This window comes from Salinithrix halophila, from assembly GCF_042650125.1.
Taxonomy (GTDB): Bacteria; Bacillota; Bacilli; order Thermoactinomycetales; family DSM-45169; genus Salinithrix; species Salinithrix halophila.
Genome location: NZ_JBHSAP010000009.1, coordinates 384,274 through 404,614, shown reverse-complemented (window position 1 = coordinate 404,614; position 20,341 = coordinate 384,274). Strand labels below are relative to the sequence as shown.

The following is a 20,341-nucleotide window of genomic DNA, read 5'->3' as shown; positions in this document are numbered from 1 at the left end:
CCTAGAAATGGGTGGAGCGGTTTTGTTGTTCATTGAGAAAGCGTTAAGCTCCTTTTTGTTCTTTCTCTGCCGACGGTTTTTCGTCCCAGCACTCAATTCCCTTCAATCCTGGAATGCTGTTCGCATAAAAGACGGGGTCTTTCCCCTGGTTTCGTTGAGCGAGGTAATCTTTCAATGCGGCAAATGCATACTTTCCGAGAAGCATGATGGCGATAAGGTTTGTCAATGCCATCAGCGCCATGGCTAGGTCGGCCAAACTCCAGACGATTTCTAGGCTGGCGACTGCTCCGAATACGACCATTCCCAGGGCTAGAATTCGGTAGGTGAGTAAAACCTTCGGGCTTTTATGAATGAAGGTGATATTGGCTTCCCCGTAATAATAGCTACCAATAATTGAGCTGAATGCAAAGGTGAAAATGGCGATGGCTAAAAATAAGCCGGCCCATTCACCAAAATGTTCACCCATAGCCGTTTGGGTTAAATCGATTCCCGTTAACTGCTCTGAGGGCTTGGCACCGGAAGTCAAGATGATAAAAGCTGTTGCGCTACATACGAGCAGGGTGTCAAAGAAGACGCCGAGTGCTTGAACGAACCCCTGTTTCACAGGATGAGTGACGGTTGCCGTGGCAGCGGCATTAGGCGCGCTTCCCATCCCTGCTTCATTGGAGAATAATCCCCGCTTGACTCCCATCATGATGGCAGCCCCCATCCCTCCGCCGACTACTTGCTCCAAACCAAAGGCGCTCTTGAAAATCAAGGTCAATACGGCAGGGATTTGAGTGAAGTTGACGATCATGACATACAGGGCCAACAGGATATAAAAGGCGGCCATGAAAGGAACAATGATCTCTGAGAAGCGAGCGATACGGGTAATCCCACCAAAGATAATGATTCCTGTTAAAACTGCGAGCACAACCCCTAAGACCACGGGATTCATATCAAAAGAGTTGTTGAAAGCGCTTGCAATCGTGTTGCTTTGGACAGCGTTGAAGGTTAGGCCAAAGCTCAGGATAATGGTAACGGCGAAAATGGCGCTCATCCACTTGGCTCCCAATTGTTTTTGCATATAATAACCGGGGCCACCTTTGAAGCCAACTTTGTCTTTTGCTTTGTAAATCTGTGCCAGGGTGCTTTCCACGAAGGCAGAGGCTCCTCCCAACACAGCGACCAGCCACATCCAAAAGACGGCACCGGGACCCCCAGCGGCGATAGCTGTTGCTACACCTGCGACGTTCCCGGTTCCGATCCGGGTCGCTGCACCGACGAAAAACGCCTGCAACGAGGAGATTTGTTTACTTCCATCGGGTGCCTTTGCCGGTTTGTCTTTTAAAACACGAAACATCTCTTTCAAATGGCGGAGCTGAACAAAGCCGGTCCCGATTGTAAAGTAGAGTCCCAGCCCAAGGAGAAGTGCAATCAAAATGTAAGACCAGAGGATATCATTGGCAGTATTAATAAAATAGTCCAACAATTCGCAACGCCCCTTTCATATAGTTCTATAAAATTAGAACACGAAATGGGGCTTAAATCTATAAGTAAATGTTTCCAAATAAAATAAAACATCTGGTTTGAAAAAACCAGAAAAATACCTCTTCGGACAAAACCCTTATTAGTAAGGGGGGGGTCCTCGGATAAGAGAGCGTATGCGTTTTTATAATGTTATATTTTGGATGAAACTGTTGTGATGGATAGATGGGATACTTAGATCAGGTTTTAGAAATAAAAATTTATAAAACTTCATCGCTTTAACCCTTTATAGTCGTATATAATACGGAGGCTGTGGAGCCTGTGAAAACCCAATCCTTTCCCTGATTTTCCCCGTACAGGCACGCGCCCGTGCGCCTGCACATATGCTGGTAACACCTGTTTTTCGGCAAACATGAGCGGAGGTGACAGCGGCTGTGCCCGGTTTGATCACGACTCTCGCTATCCTGTTCCGGGAAGTGTGGTACTTTGTCGCATATATCAAGAACAACGCTTTTCCCCAGCCCCTGAACGAAAAAGATGAGGAACAGTGCCTTAAAAAGATGGCCCAGGGTGACCGTCAGGCCCGAAACAAATTGATTGAACACAACCTTCGTCTCGTCGCCCACATCACCAAAAAGTTCGAGAATACCAACGAGGACACGGAAGATCTCATCTCCATCGGCACCATCGGCCTGATCAAGGCCATTGAATCTTATCAGCCCAACAAAGGAACCAAACTGGCTACCTACGCTGCCCGTTGCATTGAAAACGAAATCCTCATGCATCTCCGTTCCCTTAAAAAAGCTCGTAAGGATGTCTCCTTGCACGATCCTATCGGTACTGATAAAGAGGGGAATGAGATCACTCTTATCGATGTATTAGGGACAGAGCGGGATGAGATCGTGGAAAAGGTGCAAATGAAGATTGAGAAAAAGAAAATTTATGGGCATCTTCATATCCTGGATGAACGGGAACAGGAAGTGATTAAGAGTCGGTTCGGACTGTCGGGGGGGAAAGAGAAGACGCAACGGGAAATCGCCAAGGAACTGGGTATCTCCCGTTCCTATGTCTCCCGAATCGAGAAGCGGGCGTTGATTAAGCTTTTTCATGAATTTTACCGGGTAGGAACCTGAGGGGATAACGATATCGGGAAAGAAACCGGCCAAGGAAGGTCGGTTTTTTTGTTGGAACAACCAAACTCGGGAGCGACAATCCCCTTTGTGGTATTCGGTTAGACGGGGAAGCCGTATGGTGGCGTAACCCTGCTGGCTATGTCATTATCGAAATCAAGAGAAACCAGGTGAAACGCAAATGTGAGGTTCTTGTCCGGCCCAACGGGAATGTGGAAGTGCGCCTCGATGTCAAATTGCTGGGGACAGTCTCAGAGTTCCCTATGGACCAAGTGAATGACGAGAAAACCATGAAACGTCTCAACAAAACCTTGTCCAAAATATTGACGCGGGAATCGGAAGAGTTGGTCAGAAAGCTGCAAAAGGCCCATTGTGATGCTTTTTGTGTCGCTCGCCAACTGATCGCCTTTAATCCGGAGGTGAGGAAGAAAAAGAAATGGTTCCGGGATTATCCCCGTGTGCGTTTTAAGCCGAAAGTAGAAGTGGAAATTGTGGGGGATGGAATCTTAAATTAGGACAAATAGGGAAACCGGACGGCCCTGTACTGGGCTGCCCGGTTTATCAGTATACGGTTTTCTTCGATTGCTCTTCTTTAATCAGGTCGACGGCCTCTCGGAAGCGTTGGGAGTGAACGATTTCCCGTTCTCGGAGGAACGTCAGCCCGTCGATCAAGTCCGGGTCGTCGGTCATATTGATGAGCCATTGGTAAGTCGCCCGGGCTTTTTCTTCTGCTGCAATGTCCTCATACAGGTCGGCGATCGGATCCCCCTTCGCTTGAAAATAAGTGGCGGTAAAGGGGTTTCCCGCCGCGTTATGGAAGAAGAGAGCTTTATCATGATCGGCATAATGGTCTCCGAGCCCCGCCTCCTTCATCTGCTCGGCTGTCGCATCTTTCGTCAGTTTATAAACCATGGTAGCAATCATTTCCAGGTGAGCCAGCTCTTCCGTGCCGATGTCGTTGACAAGGCCGATCACTTTATCGGGGAGGGTGTATCGCTGGTTGAGATAACGGAGGGCCGCTGCCAGTTCACCGTCTGCTCCACCGTATTGTTCAATCAGAAATTTGGCCATGCGCGGGTCGCATTTGCTGACACGAACGGGATATTGCAATTTTTTTTCATAAATCCACAAACGAAATCCTCCTTCGATCTGTAGGTTTTAGATCTGCCAAGGCCAAGGTGCTTCCCCCCAAGACCAGGGATCGGTGGAATAGCTGCCCCCAAAGGGCTGTAAAGGACCAAACCGCTGCTGGAAGCGGTTTTTCAGTTCGAAGCTTTGTCGGGTGGTTTCGTTATATTGGCGAATGGCTTGCCGATCGTTGGGATGGGTATCCAAATAGAGGGTCAACTCCACCAAGACGAAGTCGAGGATTTGGATTTGCTCCAAGGAATGGAAGTATTCCTTTTTCTTTTCGTCGCTCCAATGATGGATGCTAGTCATGGCGACCACCATCTGGGTGTTCAAAAGGGTTGGTGTAGGGGGCATACAGGGCCGGCCACAGTGCTCCCCGTTTCAAAGCCTCTGGCGGTGAGAACTGGGGGAGGTTGTAAGGTTGGAATCCCATATAGAGCTGGGGGGGTGTTTCGTAAGTTTTGACTCGCATGGGAGGACAGGGATCATAGGGACCGACGAAAGGGAAATACACTTTTCTCGTCGTATACATACCGATTCCTCCGTTTCCTTTTACCAGTGCCATTATATTGAAAGAAAAAAGGGCTTAGAACGGGAATGTCAAGCATAGACGAAAGGAATTCCGGCGTGATAAGGATGGTTCGGGCACCCCGAGCAATGGCCGGTTCAATAGAAAAGATCGATCATAAAATAAAAGGATACCAAGGGGGTGGCTTCGTGCGTATGTGGAGAAGCCTATATGGGATTGTCTCCCAGAACGGGACTCTGTCGAATCAACCCAATATTCCTGTCGTACCCCGCCCAGGTCAGCAGATGAACCCCCCCATGAATCAGAAATCCGTTGGGGGGATCACCGTGACGGGAAACAACAATAACATCGTCTCCAAACAGCAAAATACGATGATCCTATGCAACCAGCGGGTGCGGAGGAACCCGAAAAGCTCCGAAGGATGAGCGGTGCTTGGCTCCTTCAATCGGGGGATATCCTTCTTTCGCACTCCTAAACAAAAATCCCGCCTGATCCAGGCAGGATTTTTGTTTGATTAGGCGGCCGCTTTTGTGAAAACTCCCCACATCGTTTTCACCCGTTTCCACAATTGGTGAAAAGAACGGACCGTCCCCCACCATTTCCAAATGGATGATAACTTTCCGAAGCTGCCGATCCCGGCAAAGAGGTTGGCTATTTTGGCCAGCCACATGGTTTAACCGCCCTCCTTTTTCGAAGCTGTTGGTCATCCACAGTTTATTCTCCCGGTGCGGATTGGAAAGGGCGGCCTCTATCCACTGGTGGATCACTGAACGCCGTTTTTTTCGGACACTTCCTGCCCATGGGCGCATATTCTTAAGGGATGAGGTTCCGAACAAGGAGGTCGGATAATGGCTTCGAAAGAAGAGATGAGACGCTGGATAGAAAAGGCTTATCGCTACCTGCTGCTAGCTGATTATTACAAGTATATGGACCCGGATGCTCACATCCATTTTTACCGGAAGCATTTTAAATACGCCCGTAAGGTGGCTAAAGCTTACCGATCGGGCAAAGTCATGGAGGATTGGCAACCGATAGCCCAGCAGAGGCCTCCAAGGGAGGATGGGAGCGCGATGGTTCGTATTCTCCATGCCTCCCCTGATGCATCTCTTGTCGATGTTTATGCTGACGGGAAACGGTTGGCACGAAACGTGAAGTTCGGGCAGACGACAGACTACCGGGCTCTTCCTGCTGGAAGTCGCAAAGTGGATATTTACCCTGCGGGCCGAAAAGGGACGCCGGTAGCATCTGTACGGCTCTCCGCCGCTGCCGGTCAGCACTATACCGTAGCCGTGGTGGGGAGAAAAGCCAGGCTGGAGCTGTTGACGGTGGAAGATCGGCCGACAAGACGAAGAGGGATGGCCGGTATCCGTTTTATCCACCTTTCTCCCGATACCCCCCGAGTGGATTTAGCGGTTACGGGTGCCAATGTTCTCTTTGAAGAGATCGGCTATAAAGAGAGAACCGACTACCTCTTTCTCCCCTCAGCAACCGTCAACCTGGAAGTTCGTCCGACCGGTACGGAAAGGGCGGTACTGAAGATCCCCAATGTGAAATTGACTGCCGATGCGGCTTACACGGTGTATGCGATTGGTCTTCTTAAGGGAAAACCGGGGTTGCGAGGGCTGGTGCTCAAAGACGGTTGAACGTTAAGAAAAGGAGGAATTATCCTTTTCGGCAGGATAAGAACGATCCGGTCTTAAATAATATAGGGATGAGTCGGGTAATTCCTATATTTGGAGGGATCGTGTGGAACCGTCGTTGAATTCCTTGAAGGGAAAGGTCGCCGTCGTGGCGGGGGCCACCCAGGGTGCGGGGCGGGGGATTGCCCTGATGCTGGGGGAGGCCGGCGCAACCGTCTATGTGACCGGGTGCAGCGTCCATGGAAAACCCGCTACCAGACGTCCGGAAACGATTGAGGAAACAGCTGAAATGGTGGATGCCCGCGGAGGAAAGGGTATCGCCGTCCGGGTGGATCATACGGTTGAGGAAGAGGTAAAGAACCTTTTTGAACGGATCGAAAAAGAACAGGATGGATGCCTGGATCTGCTGGTAAACAATCTGGGGGACGGAGATACTTGGATGGAATGGGGGATGGCGTTTTGGGAGCTGCCTCCGCATAAGGGCATCCGGTTGCAGGAACGGGCCGTGAATTCCCGCATCCTGACGAGCCGTTATGCCGTTCCTCTCATGGTGATCCGCAATCAGGGGCTTATCATCGAGATCACAGACGGGGTGGATTATCGATACAGGAGGGATACGTCCCTCTACTACAGCCTTACCAAGATCTCGGCCATCCACCTGGCAGAGGGGATGGCCGAGGAATTGCGACCGCACAACATTACATCCGTCTCCCTGACCCCTGGTTTTCTCCGATCAGAAGCGATGCTGGACCATCTCGGGGTCACAGAAGCTAACTGGCGGGAAGGAGCCAAGAAGAATCCCCATTTCATCGCCTCGGAGACCCCTTCCTATATCGGAAAAGCTGTGACGTGCCTCGCAGCCGATCCCTATGTGGAGGAGAAATCAGGGCGTGCTCTCTCTACATGGGAATTGGTTGAAGAATACGGGTTTACCGACGAAGACGGAAGACAGCCTCATTGGGGACGGTATTTCAAGGAGTATGTCGAGCCATTTCTTTAACACCATCCGGGCTGCGGAGTGGTTTTTTTTTGTTGCCTCATCACTTTTAAATACTTATAATGAATGATAAATGCTTGATTCTATTGCTTATATATGCGTATTAAGGGGAAATGGGGGCGCTTTATGTATCAGGAAGAGCGAATGCTTGCGATCCTTGAACATTTGAAGAAAAACAAACGGGTCAGTGTTCAGGAATTGTGTGATCTCTTCGGCATCTCCCGTGATACTGCTCGGCGGGATCTAGTAAGGCTGGATGAAGAGGGTACCATTATCCGCACACGGGGTGGAGCGATTCTACCCACTCTGAATAAAGAGGTTCAGGGTTACAAAGAGCGACTCCGCGCTGAACCAGCCGTCAAAGAAGAAATCGGCCGGATGGCCGCCTCCCTGATCCGAGATGGGGATTATGTGATCATGGATGCCTCCACGACCGTTCAGTTTGCCGCCCGTTATCTGAAGGCAAAGGATGTCGTCGTGGTGACCAATTCGATCGATATTGCCGATATTTTGACCGAAAAAGAGGGAGTCTCCATCCATCTTTTGGGCGGGCTCCTCCATAAAAAACACCGCTATGTTTACGGTGCCGCGACCATCGAAAAACTAAAAGAGTACCGGGTGGATAAAGTGCTGTTCGGGGCGAGCGGGATCACGGAGGAAGGGCTCTTTTTCCCCCACGATGAGGATGGTTATGTCATTCGTGAGACGATTCGCCGCGCTGACCAGACGGTTGTACTCGCCGATTCTACGAAATTTGACCGCCGGTTTTTCCATCGGGTCTGCGGGTTAGAAGAGATCGACTGGATCGTCGCTGATCGGATCCCCACTGAAGCGATCCGGGATGTACTGGAGGAAAAAGAGATCAAAGTAATGGAGGGGAAAGAAACGAATGATTAAATTGGTTGTCAGCGATTTGGACGGGACCCTGCTGGATCAAGGCCAGAAAATCCGAGAAGAAGACCAAAAAGCTTTAAAAGCGGCTAAAGACCGGGGGGCAGACATCTGCCTCGCTTCCGGTCGGATGCAGGAAGAGTTTACCCCGGTGATGGAAACCCTCGGCATCCCTTGCCACGGGGTGAGTCAAAACGGGTCTTTCGTCCGTACGAAGAGGAATGAATCCCTTCATGTCTCTTCCTTTCCCCTGGAATTAACCCAGGAGCTTCACGATCAGACCATCGGTTGGGATGTGTTTATGATCGTTTGCTTTGAGAACAATCTTTTCGTGGAGGAGGAACACCCATACGGAGAGATCGTCCGGAGTCGGCTCTTTGCCCCGATTGAGACGTTGCCGGATATTCGCAAACGGTATGGCAGGGAATTTCTCCCCTGTAAATTTAGTTATTTCGGGGAGATGGATACGATTAAGAAGTTAAAAGCGGAAGTGGATTTCCGTTTTCCCGGGCAAATTGATACGTTTATCTCCGATAAGGATTGCCTGGATATTATGCCTGCCGGCGTCTCCAAAGGACACGGTCTTCAGGTTCTTGTGAAGCATCTCGGGCTGCAACCAAAGGAAGTCATGTGTGTAGGGGACGCCTTTAACGATGTCTCGATGTTTGATGCCTTCCCCGACAACAGTATCGCCATGGCTCACGCCCCCGAGGGGGTACGAAAAAAAGCCCGCTGTAAAGCCGATTCTGTCGCTGATGCGTTACGGTTGGCTGAGCAATTGGACCGGGAAAGAAAATGTATTGTGCCAATGAAATAAACAAACAGGAGGCCTGGATATCTATCCGGCCTCCTGTTTGTTTAACGAGCGAATTAAGTTGAAAACCATCGGGAATTGGGCAAGGGTTTCCTCAGGTTTGCTTCACATAACTGCTGATATCTACACCGAGACTTTCCGCCAACCGTTCTCCGTATTCCCGGTCAGCGCGGTAGAAGTTGCAGATGGCCAGAAGGCGGGTCTTTTCATTCACCCGTTTCAGATCGTTGGTTAGGTTTTTGATGAGATTTTCCTGCTCGGAGGGATTGAATGAACGGTAGCGTTCTCCAGCTTGTGTGAAGTTATCCGTCTTGTAGATTTTCTGACGCCCAACTACCTCGTTCTTTTCAAGGGGGAACTGGGCTTCCAGGTAGGTTGGATCTTCCTCGGGAGTATGTTCATAACGGTTTGGCTCGTAGTTGATCGTGGAGAAATCGGTTTTCGTCTGCATGTTCCCGTCGCGCTGGTAATTCTGCACCGGTGCATAAGGGCAGTTGATCGGCAGATTCAGATAGTTGGGCCCGATTCGGTGACGCTGAGTGTCCGGATAGGAGAAGAGGCGGCCTTGCAGCATTTTGTCCTCGGAAGCTTCGATTCCTGGTACAAAAGCGCCGGGAGAGAAAGCGGCTTGTTCCACTTCGGCGAAAAAGTTCTTCGGATTGCGGTTGAGCGTCATACGACCGACCGGATACAGCGGGTAAAGGTCTTCCGGCCAAATTTTCGTATCATCTAGCGGATCCCACTCAAAGTTGTCCAGGTCCTTGGGATCCATCAATTGTACGTATAAGTCCCACATGGGGTAATTTCCCTTCTCGATGTTGTCGAATAGGTCGCGGGTGGCGTGCTGGAAATCCTTTGCCTGCACCCGCGCTGCTTCTTCTGCGGTCAAGTTTTTCACACCCTGGAGAGGTTTCCAGTGGTACTTTACATAGGTGATTTTCCCTTCGGCATTGATCCATTTGAAGGCGTGAACCCCGAATCCTTCCATCTGGCGGTAATTGGCTGGAATTCCGTAATCGGAAAATACCCAGGTCATCATATGGGTGGACTCAGGGGAAAGGCTCATAAAGTCCCAATAGCGATCCGGGTCCTGGATATTGGTGTCTGGAGCTGGTTTCAGGGAATGAATCATGTCAGGGAACTTGATTGCGTCACGAATGAAAAAGACAGGCAAATGATTCCCCACAAGGTCATAGTTACCTTCTTCGGTGTAGAATTTGACAGCGAACCCACGCGGATCACGGGCGGTCTCGGGAGAGCCCGAGGGGTGAATCACCGTGGAGAACCGCACAAAGACCGGCGTTTCTTTTCCTAATTCTTGGAGAAAGGCCGCTTTTGTGTACTCTCTCATGCTGTGGGTCACCTTGAATACCCCATGAACGCCGGAACCACGGGCGTGAACCACGCGTTCGGGCACACGTTCGCGGTCAAAATGGGCCAGTTTTTCGATCAGATGGTGATCTTCAATCAGAGTCGGTCCCCGGTGCCCTGCTGTACGTGAATTTTGGTTGTCTCCCACTGGTACACCCTGGTTCGTCGTCAGTCGACGCTTCTCATCCATGAATGAGCACTCTCCTGTTATATGTATTATTGTTTGATAATAACTTGTTATTAATAATAATTATAATTTGAGGAGGTGTCAACGGGTTTTTTAGGGCGGATGATCTTGTCATCGAAATGAAAACAACTGGTCATAAAAGCATGGTTTACACATTATGAAACAGAGGGTATATAAAAAATGAAACATTATATATGAATACGGGTAAATCTCTTCAATCTCCCGGTGAAAGGGGATGATTACATGATTGTGAAAATGATGAAACAGGTATTTGGCCGACAGGAGATAAGAACCCATTCCGGCGTGTGTAAGCCTCTTACCCACCGGGGGATTTACGATGGCCGGGATTACCTACGGATGATGTTGGTGGAAGAGGAGAAACGGGCTGTAAAAACCACCCTGGAAACGAGTGGCTGGGATGACGAACGAAAAGGGGCATAAGGGTGACAAAACAAAAAGCGACTGTCGGTGAAAGCCGGGAGCCGTTTTTTTATCTTCCGGATATGAGCTTTGCACGTGTGGCCGAATCATTTTTCTGTTATTTCTGATAATATAAGAAAGGAGAGGAAAAATTTCATCAGACGAGGATAAGCTATCGATAGGAAAGGGGTTATCCTTATGACAAATGGCGTTCCTTGGCGAAAAGCGTTCTCTGTCACCCTCGGATTGAGCTTACTTTCACCCCTTACTGTGTGGGGGGACGAGGGTTCGCCGAAACCGATGATTGAGACATGGACGAAAAAGAGCGAAGTGGGGGTGGACGTCATTCACCAGGCGACGGGAAGGCCAAAATCCTGGGATAATCCGGGACGGATAAGCCCTGTACTCCATCCGGGTTCCCCTCGGTCGGCGGGGATGGCGAACGGTCCGTTGGATGCCATGGACTCCTTTATGGAACAGGAGATCCAAAAGGGGATAACACCGGGAGCGGTTGTGCTCATAGCACGCCGGGGGGCAGTAGTGAAGGTTAAAGCTTACGGTAATGCGGCACTTTATTCCGATGATCAGAAGACACCCCTCGAGACCCCTGTCCCGATGCGAAAGGATACGATTTTCGATCTCGCGTCCATCAGCAAGGTTTTTACATCCACGGCAGCGATGAAGCTCTATGAAGAAGGGAAATTCAACTTGGACGACCCTGTCGCCAAGTATATCCCTGAGTTTGCCCAAAACGGCAAGGATAAAGTGACCATCCGCCAATTGATGACCCACACCTCTGGTTTTGAACCTTGGATTCCTCTATGGGAGATGGGAAACAGTCGGGAGGAGCGAATGCAGATCGTTTTTGCTCACCCCCTTAAAGACCAGCCGGGCTCAACTTACACATACAGTGACCTCAATATGGTCACCCTCGGAGCCTTGGTGGAAAAGCTCTCCGGCAAAGGGTTGGACACTTATATCAAGGAAGCGATCACCGGGCCGCTTGGCATGAAGGACACGATGTACAACCCGCCCTCTTCCCTCAGACCAAGGATTGCCGCCACGGAATACCAGTCTTCTCCTGATCGGGGGATGGTTTGGGGATCGGTGCATGACGAAAATGCGTGGTCCCTGGGTGGAGTGGCCGGTCATGCGGGGGTTTTCTCCACCGCCCGAGACTTGGCTATATTTGCCCATACGATGCTAAACGGTGGCAAATACGGTAAGACGCGGGTCTTAAAACCGGAAACAGTCAAGTTGATGGAGGTAAACCAGAACCAGGCCTTTCCTGGACACGACCATGGACTAGGCTGGGAACTGAACGAGCACTGGTATATGGATGCCTTGGCGGACATCGAGACTATGGGGCATACGGGTTATACCGGAACCGCCCTTGCTGTCAGCAGAAAAAATGCCGCTATGGTTATTACCCTGACCAACCGGGTTCACCCTACCCGAAACACCCCTTCGATCAACCCGGTCCGCCGTCACATCGCCCGAATGGCTGCTGATGCGATTTCGGTTCCGATTCCCGGGAAGAGGGGGGCCTGGTTTGGAGGTTATGGGGACAATCTGAACCGCAGCTTAACATCCGAAGAATTTCCTGCCTCCGAAAGCCGAACACTCGCCTTTGAAACCTGGTACCGGACTGAAGCTGGATTGGATTATGGAAGTGTGGAGGGATCCTCCGACGGGAAAGAATGGACGGCACTCACCTCGCCTTTTACCGGAAACAGCCAGGGCTGGGAGCAGCAGGTGATCAAACTTCCGGAGGGAGTAAAATTCCTTCGTTTCCGTTATCACACGGATGGTTCCGGTAACGGGCGCGGTTGGTATGTGAAAGCTCCCCGCATCACCAACGCCCAGGGCAAGAACCTATGTGTCGGGTGGGCGGGGGATGGTTGGGAAGTGAGGAAGCGGTAGAATCGTGATGGACGACAAGGGTATAACCGGTCACCTTCTTCCGCCATAATAAACCGACGAGGTGATCCGATTGATTCAACATGATGAAAATACAGGGGAATACATGGCCTCCTGTGACACATGCGAACGCGTCATTGAGACAAAGACCAACCTTGAAGAACTGGAGCAGGCGGTAGCGCAACGGATGGAGCCCCTGGGGAGAATGGAACTGATGGGGCTGGACCTTGATAAATTGTATTGCTACGATTGCATGGCTATGGATAGTTATTTTAAGTGACGATATCCGCGCTCCACCAAAACCTTCGGTGAAAAAGCCGACGGTTTTTTGGTTCGAAGAATAGAGCGTCCGGGGGAGATTATTGGAAGGGCGGGCAACCCTATTTGGCTTTGAGGAAAGGGGCGTTAAGCCTGTCGTTTCGCCTGATTCGGGGGTTGCCGTTTTTTGCAACGCGGTTCTGTCATATGGTATAGTAAGTCCCGAACAGTATGCGGCGATGGGGTGGAGTTGTGTTAAAACGAATCGTTCCCGACGAGTTTGTCCAATCGGTTTATGAAATCGATTTTAACGAATTGCAGCGGCGCGGGGTGAAGGGGGCGATTGTAGATCTAGACAATACCCTTGTGGAATCTACCCGGCCTGACGCCACTCCGAAACTGGTCAGCTGGCTGGATCAGTTGCAGGGGATGGGTTTCAAAGTCATGATCGTTTCCAACAATAAGCGAACACGGGTTTCTAAATTTGCGATGCCGCTACGTGTCCCTTATATTCACCGAGCCCGCAAACCCCTTTCCCCCGCCTTCAAAAAGGCGATGCGTAAGATGAAAATCCGGTCGGATCAGGTGGTAGTCATCGGCGACCAGCTATTTACCGATGTTCTAGGAGGGAATACCCTCGGCCTTCACACTATCCTGGTGGTGCCTGTTTCTGAGGCCGAAGGCTTTTTTACCAAGATGAATCGGCTTGCCGAGCGCCTGGTATTCCGATGGATGCGTCAAAAGGGATTGTTGGGATGGGAGGACCAGAAGTGACCGAAGGAAGAGAATGGTGTGAAGGCTGTGGTGTGACGCTACAGACCGAGGATCCGAAAGCACCGGGCTATGTGCCTTTGGCGGCATTGGAACGGGAGCAGATCATCTGCCGACGTTGTTACCGGATCCGACATTACAATGAAGTGTCCCCCGTGGAGCAAGATCCGGAGGCGACACTCTCCTTGCTTAACCAGATTGCAGAGACAAAAGCCCTGGTTGTTCAGGTGGTTGACCTCTTTGATATCTCGGGAAGCTGGATTCCAGGAATCCATCGTCACACGGGGAATAACCCCTTGCTGATCCTGGGTAATAAAATGGATCTTTTCCCCCGTTCCGTCAAGTCCCAACGTTTAAAGGAATGGGTCTACCGCACAGCCAAAGATCTGGGTGTGAAGCCCGTTGACGTGGTATTGACCAGCGCAGCTAAAGGGACGAACTTGGAACAGGTGGCTCAGGCGATCGAGAAACACCGCAGGGGCGAGGATGTGTTTGTCATTGGAACAGCTAATGCTGGAAAGTCTACGCTGATCAATCGGCTCTTAAAGGAGTTCGGCGGCGGGGAAGAGGCCGTGACGACTTCGCCGTATCCGGGTACCACCTTGGAGGCGATCAGTATTCCGTTGGACGGTGGTAAACGGATCGTCGACATGCCCGGCGTCATCCGTAAAGATCGAATGAGCGAATGGATCGAGCCGAAGGAATTGAAAGCGATCACTCCCGATGGGGAAATCAAACCGAAAGGTTACCAGTTGAATGAGGGCCAGACCCTCTTTTTCGGGGGGTTAGCCCGTTTCGATTTTGTGGAAGGGGCACGGCAGGCTTTCGTTTGCCATGTCGCTAATTCCCTCTACATTCACCGAACAAAATCGGAAAAAGCGGAGGAATTGTGGGTTAATCACCGTGGCCAGCTTCTTGCCCCGCCGAAGGACCCCTCCAGCTTGCCGGAGTTGACCCGACATACCTTCCATTTAAAAGGCGACGAAAAGCAAGATATTGTCGTGTCGGGTTTAGGGTGGATCACCGGGGGAAACGAAAAAGCAAGAGTCGATATCTGGGCTCCCAAAGGAGTCCGTGTCGAACTGCGGCCAGCAATCATCTGAGATCTTTCAACAGAGAAACGGGGACGGGGGGAATAGGATGACCATTACCAGCCGGACAGAGAAGATAGGCCTCATCGGCCATCCTGTCGGCCATTCCAAGTCGCCGGAAATTATGAATGATGCCTTTCAAGAACAGAAACTCCCCTTTGCCTACTTAGCCTTCGATGTAGCGCCGGAAAATCTCCGTGACGCCGTAGGAGGATTAAAAGCCCTCGGGTTTAAAGGGTGGAATGTGACCATCCCCCATAAGGTGGCCATCATGGATCTCCTGGATGAACTGGAGGAAAGTGCGAGGGAGATCGGGGCGGTTAACATGGTGATCAACCGGGATGGAATCATGATTGGAACCAATACCGATGGGGAAGGATATATCCAATCCTTGCGGCAGGATATTCAACTGGACCCCCGGGGGGCGCGGGTTGTTCTCCTGGGTGCAGGTGGGGCTGCGAGAGCAGTGGGCCATGCCTTGGCGGCAGCTGGGGCTTCCCGGATTACCGTCGTCAATCGAACGGAGGCGAAGGGACAAAAGCTGGCATCCCACCTCAACCGATTGACAGAGGCAGATTGGACGACGATGGATCGTTTACAGGAACCCCTTTCCACGGCGACATTGCTCGTACAGACCACATCTGTCGGGATGGTTCCCCGCGAGGAGGATTGCCCGATCGACCCCGCTCTGCTTCATCGGGATCTGGTCGTCAGCGACTTGATTTATCATCCGCGGCAGACACGGCTTCTTCGGGAGGCGAAAATCCGTGGAGCTCGTATTCACAGCGGGCTAGGAATGCTGGTTCACCAGGCGGCCCTCGCATATGAGCGTTGGACCGGCGAAAAGGCTCCAGTAGAACGCATGTACAAAACCTTGAGTAAAGCCTTGGAAAAATAGAAACACAGCGACACCGGAACAGGAGAGGGGTCATGAAGACAGGGATTTTCGGAGGCACCTTCGATCCGGTACACATCGGCCACCTTATTATGGCTGAACAAGCTCGTGAGGCGGTGGGGCTGGATGAAGTTTGGTTTGTTCCGGCCAAGAATCCTCCCCACAAAAAGGGTGACAGAACCAGTGTAGAGCACCGTTTTGCTATGGTACAACGGGCGGTGCAGAGCCATCCCCACTTTCGTGTCTCCCGGGCGGAAATGGACCGAGAAGGTCCATCCTACACGGTTGATACCATTGAAAGCTTGACCCGTCTTCATCCGGAACGGGAATTTTCCCTCATAATGGGGGCGGACATGGTTTTGGATTTACCGCATTGGCACCGGATCGGAGATCTCCTCGCACAGGTAGGGGTGATCGGCCTTCTGCGGCCGGGATATCTTTTGGAGGAAAGGCAAATTCCCTTGAAAATTCGACGGTGCCTTACCCTGGTCAAGGAAAAGGTGCAGGTAGAGGTGTCCTCTACACTTATTCGCGATCATCGACGTGCGGGCGGCTCTGTCCGTTATCTCGTTCCTGAACCGGCTCGGCTGTATATGGAGGAGAATCACCTGTATGAACCGAGATGAGAGGATCCAGGACGTCAAACAGCAATTGACCCGCTCCCGTTGGGAACACACCCAACGGGTGATGGAAACGGCTTTGGAATTGGCGGAGCGTTTCGGGGCGAATAAGGAAAAAGCGGATCTGGCTGCCCTCCTCCATGACTACTGTAAGTTTTGGCCGGAAGCAAAGATGAGGGAAATCATCGTTACTCGGGGATTGCCCAAGGATCTCCTTTCCTATAACCGAGAATTATGGCATGCGCCGGTGGGAGCGGAGATCGTTCGGGAGGAATTGGGTATCCAGGATAACGAAGTTTTAGACGCTATCCGTTATCACACCTCCGGTCGGCCGCATATGACTTTATTAGACAAAGTAGTTTTTGTAGCGGATTATATGGAACCGGGTCGCCGTTTTCCTGGGGTGGAGGAAGTGAGAGAGTTGGCCAGGGAGGATTTGGACCAAGCGCTGCTGAAATCCTTGGACAACACGATACAGTTTCTTGTCTGCAAGGGAATGAAGGTGTATCCACTGACCCTGTTTGCCCGTAATTTCATGGTGGATCTTGTTCACCAACCCAAACCGAAGGAGGAATCTCTTTGAACCTAGTGGAAATCGCACAGTTAGCGGCCGCAGCCGCCGAAGAGAAAAAAGCCCAGCGTGTGGCTATCCTCGATATCCGGGGATTGTCTGTCATCGCCGACTACTTCGTGGTCTGTCACGGGAATTCACAAACCCAAGTGCAGGCGATCGTGGAAGCGATCAAGGAGAAGATGGGAAAGGCGAAGGTGACCCTCAGGGGCGTGGAAGGACTCCGCGAAGCCCGCTGGGTGCTGGTCGATCTCGGTGACGTGGTCGTCCATGTCTTCCACAAGGACGAGCGGGATTTCTATGATCTGGAACGGTTGTGGGGCGATGCGGCTCAAGTCACGGCGCAATAAAAATGATTTCAACCAACAAAAAAATGTTTATAAGCGTTGACACACGTCCAAGCTGTTTCATATAATGTAAACTAAATTCTTTTAAAAACAAATTCACCACAAAACGGCAATGGTGGGGAGCAGTACCCCGGTAAGCCCGTTCCCAGAGAGTCGACGGTTCGGTGAAAGTCGACCGGGGTACCGGGGGAACTCGCCCCTCCGCTTTAAAGAGGAACCCCTCTTGGGACAGTACTCTTTGACGCCTGATCCCCGATAACGGATTCCAAGAGCGGGCATTTGTAGTGGATGCCAATCAGGGTGGTACCGCGGGAGTTTTGGACATTGTGAACCAACCTCTCGTCCCTAGCGATACAAGCTGGGGGCGGGAGGTTTTCATATTTCTCAAGGGGAATGTTTGAGCAAACCGGAACTGGAGGATGTCAGATGAAAAAATACATGCCAAGGGAGATTGAGCCCAAGTGGCAGCAGATCTGGAAAGACAGGGATGCCTATAAAACCGGTGAAGACCCGGATAAACCCACCTTCTATGCCCTGGAGATGTTTCCTTATCCCTCTGGGGAAGGGCTGCACATGGGTCACGTCCGAAATTATTCGATGGGGGATGTTCTGGCCCGTTTCAAACGGATGAATGGATATCAGGTTCTTCACCCGATGGGGGCTGACGCCTTCGGCCTGCCGGCGGAAAATGCGGCGATCCAGCGGGGGGTCAATCCCCGGGAATGGACTCTTGCCAACATGGGGAAAATCCGGGAGGAGCAGGCCCGCCTGGGGATTTCGTATGATTGGGATCGCTATGTGGGTACCTGCACCCCTGAATATTATCGGTTTACTCAGTGGCTGTTCCTGCTGTTTTATGAGCGGGGGTTGGCGTACCGAAAAAAAGGGGCGGTTAACTGGTGTCCCGAATGTGCCACGGTATTGGCCAACGAACAGGTAGAGGACGGCCGTTGCTGGCGCTGTGATACCGAAGTGGTAAAAAAGGATCTGGAACAGTGGTATCTGAAGATCACCGACTACGCTGACCGTCTCTTGGAGGGGTTGGACACCTTGCCCCAATGGCCGGAAAAGGTTCGAGCGATGCAGCGGAACTGGATCGGAAAGAGCGAAGGAACCCATATCTCGTTTTCGATTCCCGAGTTGTCCGATGAGGAAGTCTCTGTCTTTACAACCCGACCGGATACCTTATATGGGGTGAGTTACATGGTGCTGGCCCCGGAACATCCCTTGGTTCCCCGGTTGATCAAAGGGAAGCCCAATGAAGGAAAGATCCGCGATTTTATGGACGCGATGCGTAAGGAGACGGAACTTACCCGGACGGGATCCGATGTGGAAAAGATCGGCTATGAGACCGGTGCTGTTGCCAGGCATCCATTGACTGGGGAAGAAGTCCCGATCTGGGTGGCCAACTATGTCCTGATGGATTATGGAACCGGTGCCGTCATGGGGGTACCCGCTCACGATGAACGGGATTTTGCGTTTGCGAAGAAATACAATCTTCCCATTCGCCCAGTCATCGCCCCCGAGGGGGAGAGTACCTACACGTCTTTGGAAGAGGCTTACACGGATGATGGGGTGCTGGTGAATTCCGGGAAGTTCGACGGGTTGGCTAACCGGGAAGCGATTACCGCGATCACGGAACATCTGGGTCAAGAGGACAAAGGTGGCAAGACCGTCTCCTACCGACTCCGGGATTGGCTAATTTCCCGCCAGCGTTACTGGGGGTGCCCGATCCCGATGGTGTACTGCGATTCCTGTGGTATCGTGCCGGTTCCGAAAGAAGAGTTGCCGGTCGTGCTGCCGGAGGACGTCACCTTCGACGGACGGTCCAATCCCTTGGCAACTTCCGAGAGCTTCGTTCACACCACCTGTCCTTCCTGCGGCGGGGAAGCGCGCCGGGAAACGGATACGATGGATACCTTCATCGATTCCTCCTGGTACTATCTGCGCTATATCGATCCCCATAACACGGAGAAGCCCTTCGACCCGGAAAAAGCGAACCGGTGGATGCCGGTTGACGACTATATTGGTGGGGTCGAACACGCGGTTCTCCACCTACTGTATTCCCGCTTTGTGACCAAGGTGTTGCACGACGCAGGAATGCTGGAGACCGATGAACCTTTCAAAAGGCTCTTTACTTTGGGAATGGTATTGAAGGACGGGGCCAAAATGTCCAAGTCCAAGGGGAACGTCGTTTCGCCGATGGAGATTATCGAGCGTTTTGGTGCCGACACGGCTCGCATGTTCATCCTATTTGCCGCTCCGGCGGACGGGGAGCTGGATTGGAGCGAATCCGGCGTCGAGGGGAGCTTCCGGTTTCTCAACCGGGTCTGGCGGATGGTACAGCAACACGTAGACACTGTGAAAGCCAAACCCGCCCCTCGGATCGAAGACGGTGCAGCCAAAGAGCTAAACCGATTGCTTCACTACACCGTGAAGAAAGTAACTGAAGACTCGGGGGAGCGTTATCAGTTCAACACAGCCGTCAGCGCGATCATGGAACTGGTGAACGGGATCTATGCCTACCCGGAAGAGGCAGACCGGGGCATATTGGCTGAGGCCGTAGAGAAGACCGTACAGATGCTGGCTCCATTTGTCCCCCACATTACGGAGGAGTTGTGGCAGGATCTCGGGTTTACGTCCAGTGTGCACGAGGAGCCCTGGCCTTCCTATGAAGAGAAGGCCCTGGTTCTGGATGAGGTAGAGATCGCTGTCCAGGTGAATGGAAAAGTTCGTCACAAGGCCGTGGTTCCGGCTCAAGCGGATAAGGCTGCGATCGAATCGATGGTGATGAACGAGGAAAAAGTGCAGGGTCTGATCGAAGGGAAAACCCTTCGCAAAGTGATTGTTGTTCCGGGGAAATTGGTGAACATCGTAGCCAATTGACCACTCCCCATGCGTAAACGCAGGGGATTCTTGGGTAATCTCCAGTAACCCAGAGAAATTGACCAAGCGAACCCCGTGGGCCCCACGGTTAAAAAAGCGTTTCGTTGCCATGTCTCAGGCTGAAATGATTGCTTGGTTTTCGCATGACATTCCAACCATTGAGGTACGCATAGCATTTTACATGCAAGACGATTGGCTTGCACAACCCCATATGCTATCCACTTTTCAAAGAGCAACTACTTTTAATTTAAACCATGGAACGTATGTTTGCAAATGAATTTTCCAAATTTGTCGTTCTAAGTATCCCCACAGGGGGATACCGAACGACGCTCGCTTTCATCCCCATAGATAAATCTAAGGGTTTTCCCGCTCGCAAAAAATTATAAACTTGGAATACCCAAACGC

Annotated in this window: 23 protein-coding genes and 1 other annotated feature; of the genes, 17 read left to right on the top strand and 6 right to left on the bottom strand. The window is 51.5% G+C overall.

The genetic code is table 11. The features are described from left to right. Positions 1–43: 43 nt before the first annotated feature. Positions 44–1,471: an alanine/glycine:cation symporter family protein gene (locus ACFOUO_RS08260; protein ID WP_380704088.1), complete on the bottom strand. Its 1,428-nt coding sequence runs from the start codon at positions 1,469–1,471 to the stop codon at positions 44–46. A gap of 430 nt (positions 1,472–1,901) precedes the next feature. Here ACFOUO_RS08260 and sigK point away from each other — a divergent pair, with 430 nt between their 5' ends. Both sigK and ACFOUO_RS08250 read left to right on the top strand, forming a co-directional pair. Next, positions 1,902–2,600: an RNA polymerase sporulation sigma factor SigK gene (sigK, locus tag ACFOUO_RS08255; RefSeq protein WP_380704086.1), complete on the top strand. Its 699-nt coding sequence runs from the start codon at positions 1,902–1,904 to the stop codon at positions 2,598–2,600. Between the two features lie 92 nt (positions 2,601–2,692). After that, on the top strand, positions 2,693–3,112 hold the full coding sequence (locus tag ACFOUO_RS08250) for a Ger(x)C family spore germination C-terminal domain-containing protein (protein WP_380704798.1): 420 nt from the start codon (positions 2,693–2,695) through the stop codon (positions 3,110–3,112). 46 nt (positions 3,113–3,158) lie between these two features. On the opposite strand, the gene ACFOUO_RS08245 is transcribed toward ACFOUO_RS08250, so the two are convergent. The 3 genes from ACFOUO_RS08245 to ACFOUO_RS08235 are packed head-to-tail and all read right to left on the bottom strand — an operon-like array spanning position 3,159 to position 4,260. Then, positions 3,159–3,728 (bottom strand): manganese catalase family protein, encoded by a 570-nt coding sequence (locus ACFOUO_RS08245; RefSeq protein WP_380704084.1) that lies wholly within the window; start codon positions 3,726–3,728, stop codon positions 3,159–3,161. Between the two features lie 27 nt (positions 3,729–3,755). Next, positions 3,756–4,037: a spore coat protein CotJB gene (locus ACFOUO_RS08240; protein ID WP_380704082.1), complete on the bottom strand. Its 282-nt coding sequence runs from the start codon at positions 4,035–4,037 to the stop codon at positions 3,756–3,758. Then, a complete protein-coding gene (locus tag ACFOUO_RS08235; protein ID WP_380704081.1) occupies positions 4,030–4,260 on the bottom strand; it encodes a spore coat associated protein CotJA in 231 nt (76 codons plus the stop codon). Before ACFOUO_RS08235 ends, ACFOUO_RS08240 begins: the two co-directional genes overlap by 8 nt. Positions 4,261–4,445: 185 nt before the next feature. On the opposite strand from ACFOUO_RS08235, the gene ACFOUO_RS08230 reads away from it, so the two are divergent. Beyond that, the gene (locus ACFOUO_RS08230; RefSeq protein ID WP_380704079.1) at positions 4,446–4,682 is read left to right on the top strand and encodes a hypothetical protein; all 237 of its coding nucleotides are present in this window, start codon (positions 4,446–4,448) and stop codon (positions 4,680–4,682) included. An 89-nt stretch (positions 4,683–4,771) separates the two neighbouring features. Here the strand turns inward: ACFOUO_RS08230 and ACFOUO_RS08225 are convergent, their stop codons facing one another. Beyond that, positions 4,772–4,927, bottom strand: coding sequence for a hypothetical protein (locus ACFOUO_RS08225; RefSeq protein WP_380704077.1), 156 nt, complete (start codon positions 4,925–4,927; stop codon positions 4,772–4,774). Between the two features lie 178 nt (positions 4,928–5,105). Between ACFOUO_RS08225 and ACFOUO_RS08220 the strand changes: the two genes are divergently transcribed. From ACFOUO_RS08220 to ACFOUO_RS08205, 4 genes are all read left to right on the top strand, one after another. Next, a complete protein-coding gene (locus ACFOUO_RS08220) occupies positions 5,106–5,900 on the top strand; it encodes a DUF4397 domain-containing protein (protein WP_380704075.1) in 795 nt (264 codons plus the stop codon). 115 nt (positions 5,901–6,015) lie between these two features. Further along, positions 6,016–6,897, top strand: a complete 882-nt coding sequence (locus tag ACFOUO_RS08215) for an SDR family oxidoreductase (RefSeq protein ID WP_380704796.1) — start codon at positions 6,016–6,018, stop codon at positions 6,895–6,897. Positions 6,898–7,020: 123 nt separating this feature from the next. Beyond that, on the top strand, positions 7,021–7,791 hold the full coding sequence (locus tag ACFOUO_RS08210; RefSeq protein ID WP_380704073.1) for a DeoR/GlpR family DNA-binding transcription regulator: 771 nt from the start codon (positions 7,021–7,023) through the stop codon (positions 7,789–7,791). Then, positions 7,784–8,602, top strand: a complete 819-nt coding sequence (locus ACFOUO_RS08205) for an HAD family hydrolase (protein ID WP_380704071.1) — start codon at positions 7,784–7,786, stop codon at positions 8,600–8,602. Before ACFOUO_RS08210 ends, ACFOUO_RS08205 begins: the two co-directional genes overlap by 8 nt. Positions 8,603–8,693: 91 nt before the next feature. Here the strand turns inward: ACFOUO_RS08205 and ACFOUO_RS08200 are convergent, their stop codons facing one another. Then, the gene (locus tag ACFOUO_RS08200) at positions 8,694–10,160 is read right to left on the bottom strand and encodes a catalase (RefSeq protein ID WP_380704069.1); all 1,467 of its coding nucleotides are present in this window, start codon (positions 10,158–10,160) and stop codon (positions 8,694–8,696) included. A 240-nt stretch (positions 10,161–10,400) separates the two neighbouring features. Between ACFOUO_RS08200 and ACFOUO_RS08195 the strand changes: the two genes are divergently transcribed. The 10 genes from ACFOUO_RS08195 (at position 10,401) to leuS (ending at position 19,936) form a co-directional block, all read left to right on the top strand. Then, positions 10,401–10,598, top strand: coding sequence for a hypothetical protein (locus ACFOUO_RS08195; RefSeq protein ID WP_380704067.1), 198 nt, complete (start codon positions 10,401–10,403; stop codon positions 10,596–10,598). A gap of 177 nt (positions 10,599–10,775) precedes the next feature. Next, positions 10,776–12,500, top strand: coding sequence for a serine hydrolase (locus tag ACFOUO_RS08190; RefSeq protein WP_380704065.1), 1,725 nt, complete (start codon positions 10,776–10,778; stop codon positions 12,498–12,500). A 70-nt stretch (positions 12,501–12,570) separates the two neighbouring features. Further along, on the top strand, positions 12,571–12,777 hold the full coding sequence (locus ACFOUO_RS08185; protein WP_380704063.1) for a hypothetical protein: 207 nt from the start codon (positions 12,571–12,573) through the stop codon (positions 12,775–12,777). A gap of 230 nt (positions 12,778–13,007) precedes the next feature. Beyond that, on the top strand, positions 13,008–13,529 hold the full coding sequence (locus ACFOUO_RS08180; RefSeq protein ID WP_380704061.1) for a YqeG family HAD IIIA-type phosphatase: 522 nt from the start codon (positions 13,008–13,010) through the stop codon (positions 13,527–13,529). Next, on the top strand, positions 13,526–14,629 hold the full coding sequence (gene yqeH / locus ACFOUO_RS08175; protein WP_380704059.1) for a ribosome biogenesis GTPase YqeH: 1,104 nt from the start codon (positions 13,526–13,528) through the stop codon (positions 14,627–14,629). The genes ACFOUO_RS08180 and yqeH overlap by 4 nt, the downstream gene beginning before the upstream one ends. Before the next feature lie 37 nt (positions 14,630–14,666). Further along, the gene (locus ACFOUO_RS08170) at positions 14,667–15,515 is read left to right on the top strand and encodes a shikimate dehydrogenase (RefSeq protein WP_380704057.1); all 849 of its coding nucleotides are present in this window, start codon (positions 14,667–14,669) and stop codon (positions 15,513–15,515) included. 32 nt (positions 15,516–15,547) lie between these two features. Further along, complete coding sequence (nadD, locus tag ACFOUO_RS08165; RefSeq protein WP_380704055.1) at positions 15,548–16,138, top strand: nicotinate-nucleotide adenylyltransferase; 591 nt, start codon at positions 15,548–15,550, stop codon at positions 16,136–16,138. Beyond that, on the top strand, positions 16,125–16,715 hold the full coding sequence (yqeK, locus tag ACFOUO_RS08160) for a bis(5'-nucleosyl)-tetraphosphatase (symmetrical) YqeK (protein WP_380704053.1): 591 nt from the start codon (positions 16,125–16,127) through the stop codon (positions 16,713–16,715). Before nadD ends, yqeK begins: the two co-directional genes overlap by 14 nt. After that, positions 16,712–17,053, top strand: a complete 342-nt coding sequence (gene rsfS / locus ACFOUO_RS08155) for a ribosome silencing factor (RefSeq protein WP_380704051.1) — start codon at positions 16,712–16,714, stop codon at positions 17,051–17,053. Before yqeK ends, rsfS begins: the two co-directional genes overlap by 4 nt. Positions 17,054–17,153: 100 nt before the next feature. After that, positions 17,154–17,400: a binding site (T-box leader), on the top strand. A gap of 76 nt (positions 17,401–17,476) precedes the next feature. Continuing rightward, complete coding sequence (gene leuS / locus ACFOUO_RS08150; RefSeq protein ID WP_380704049.1) at positions 17,477–19,936, top strand: leucine--tRNA ligase; 2,460 nt, start codon at positions 17,477–17,479, stop codon at positions 19,934–19,936. Positions 19,937–20,341: the final 405 nt, after the last annotated feature.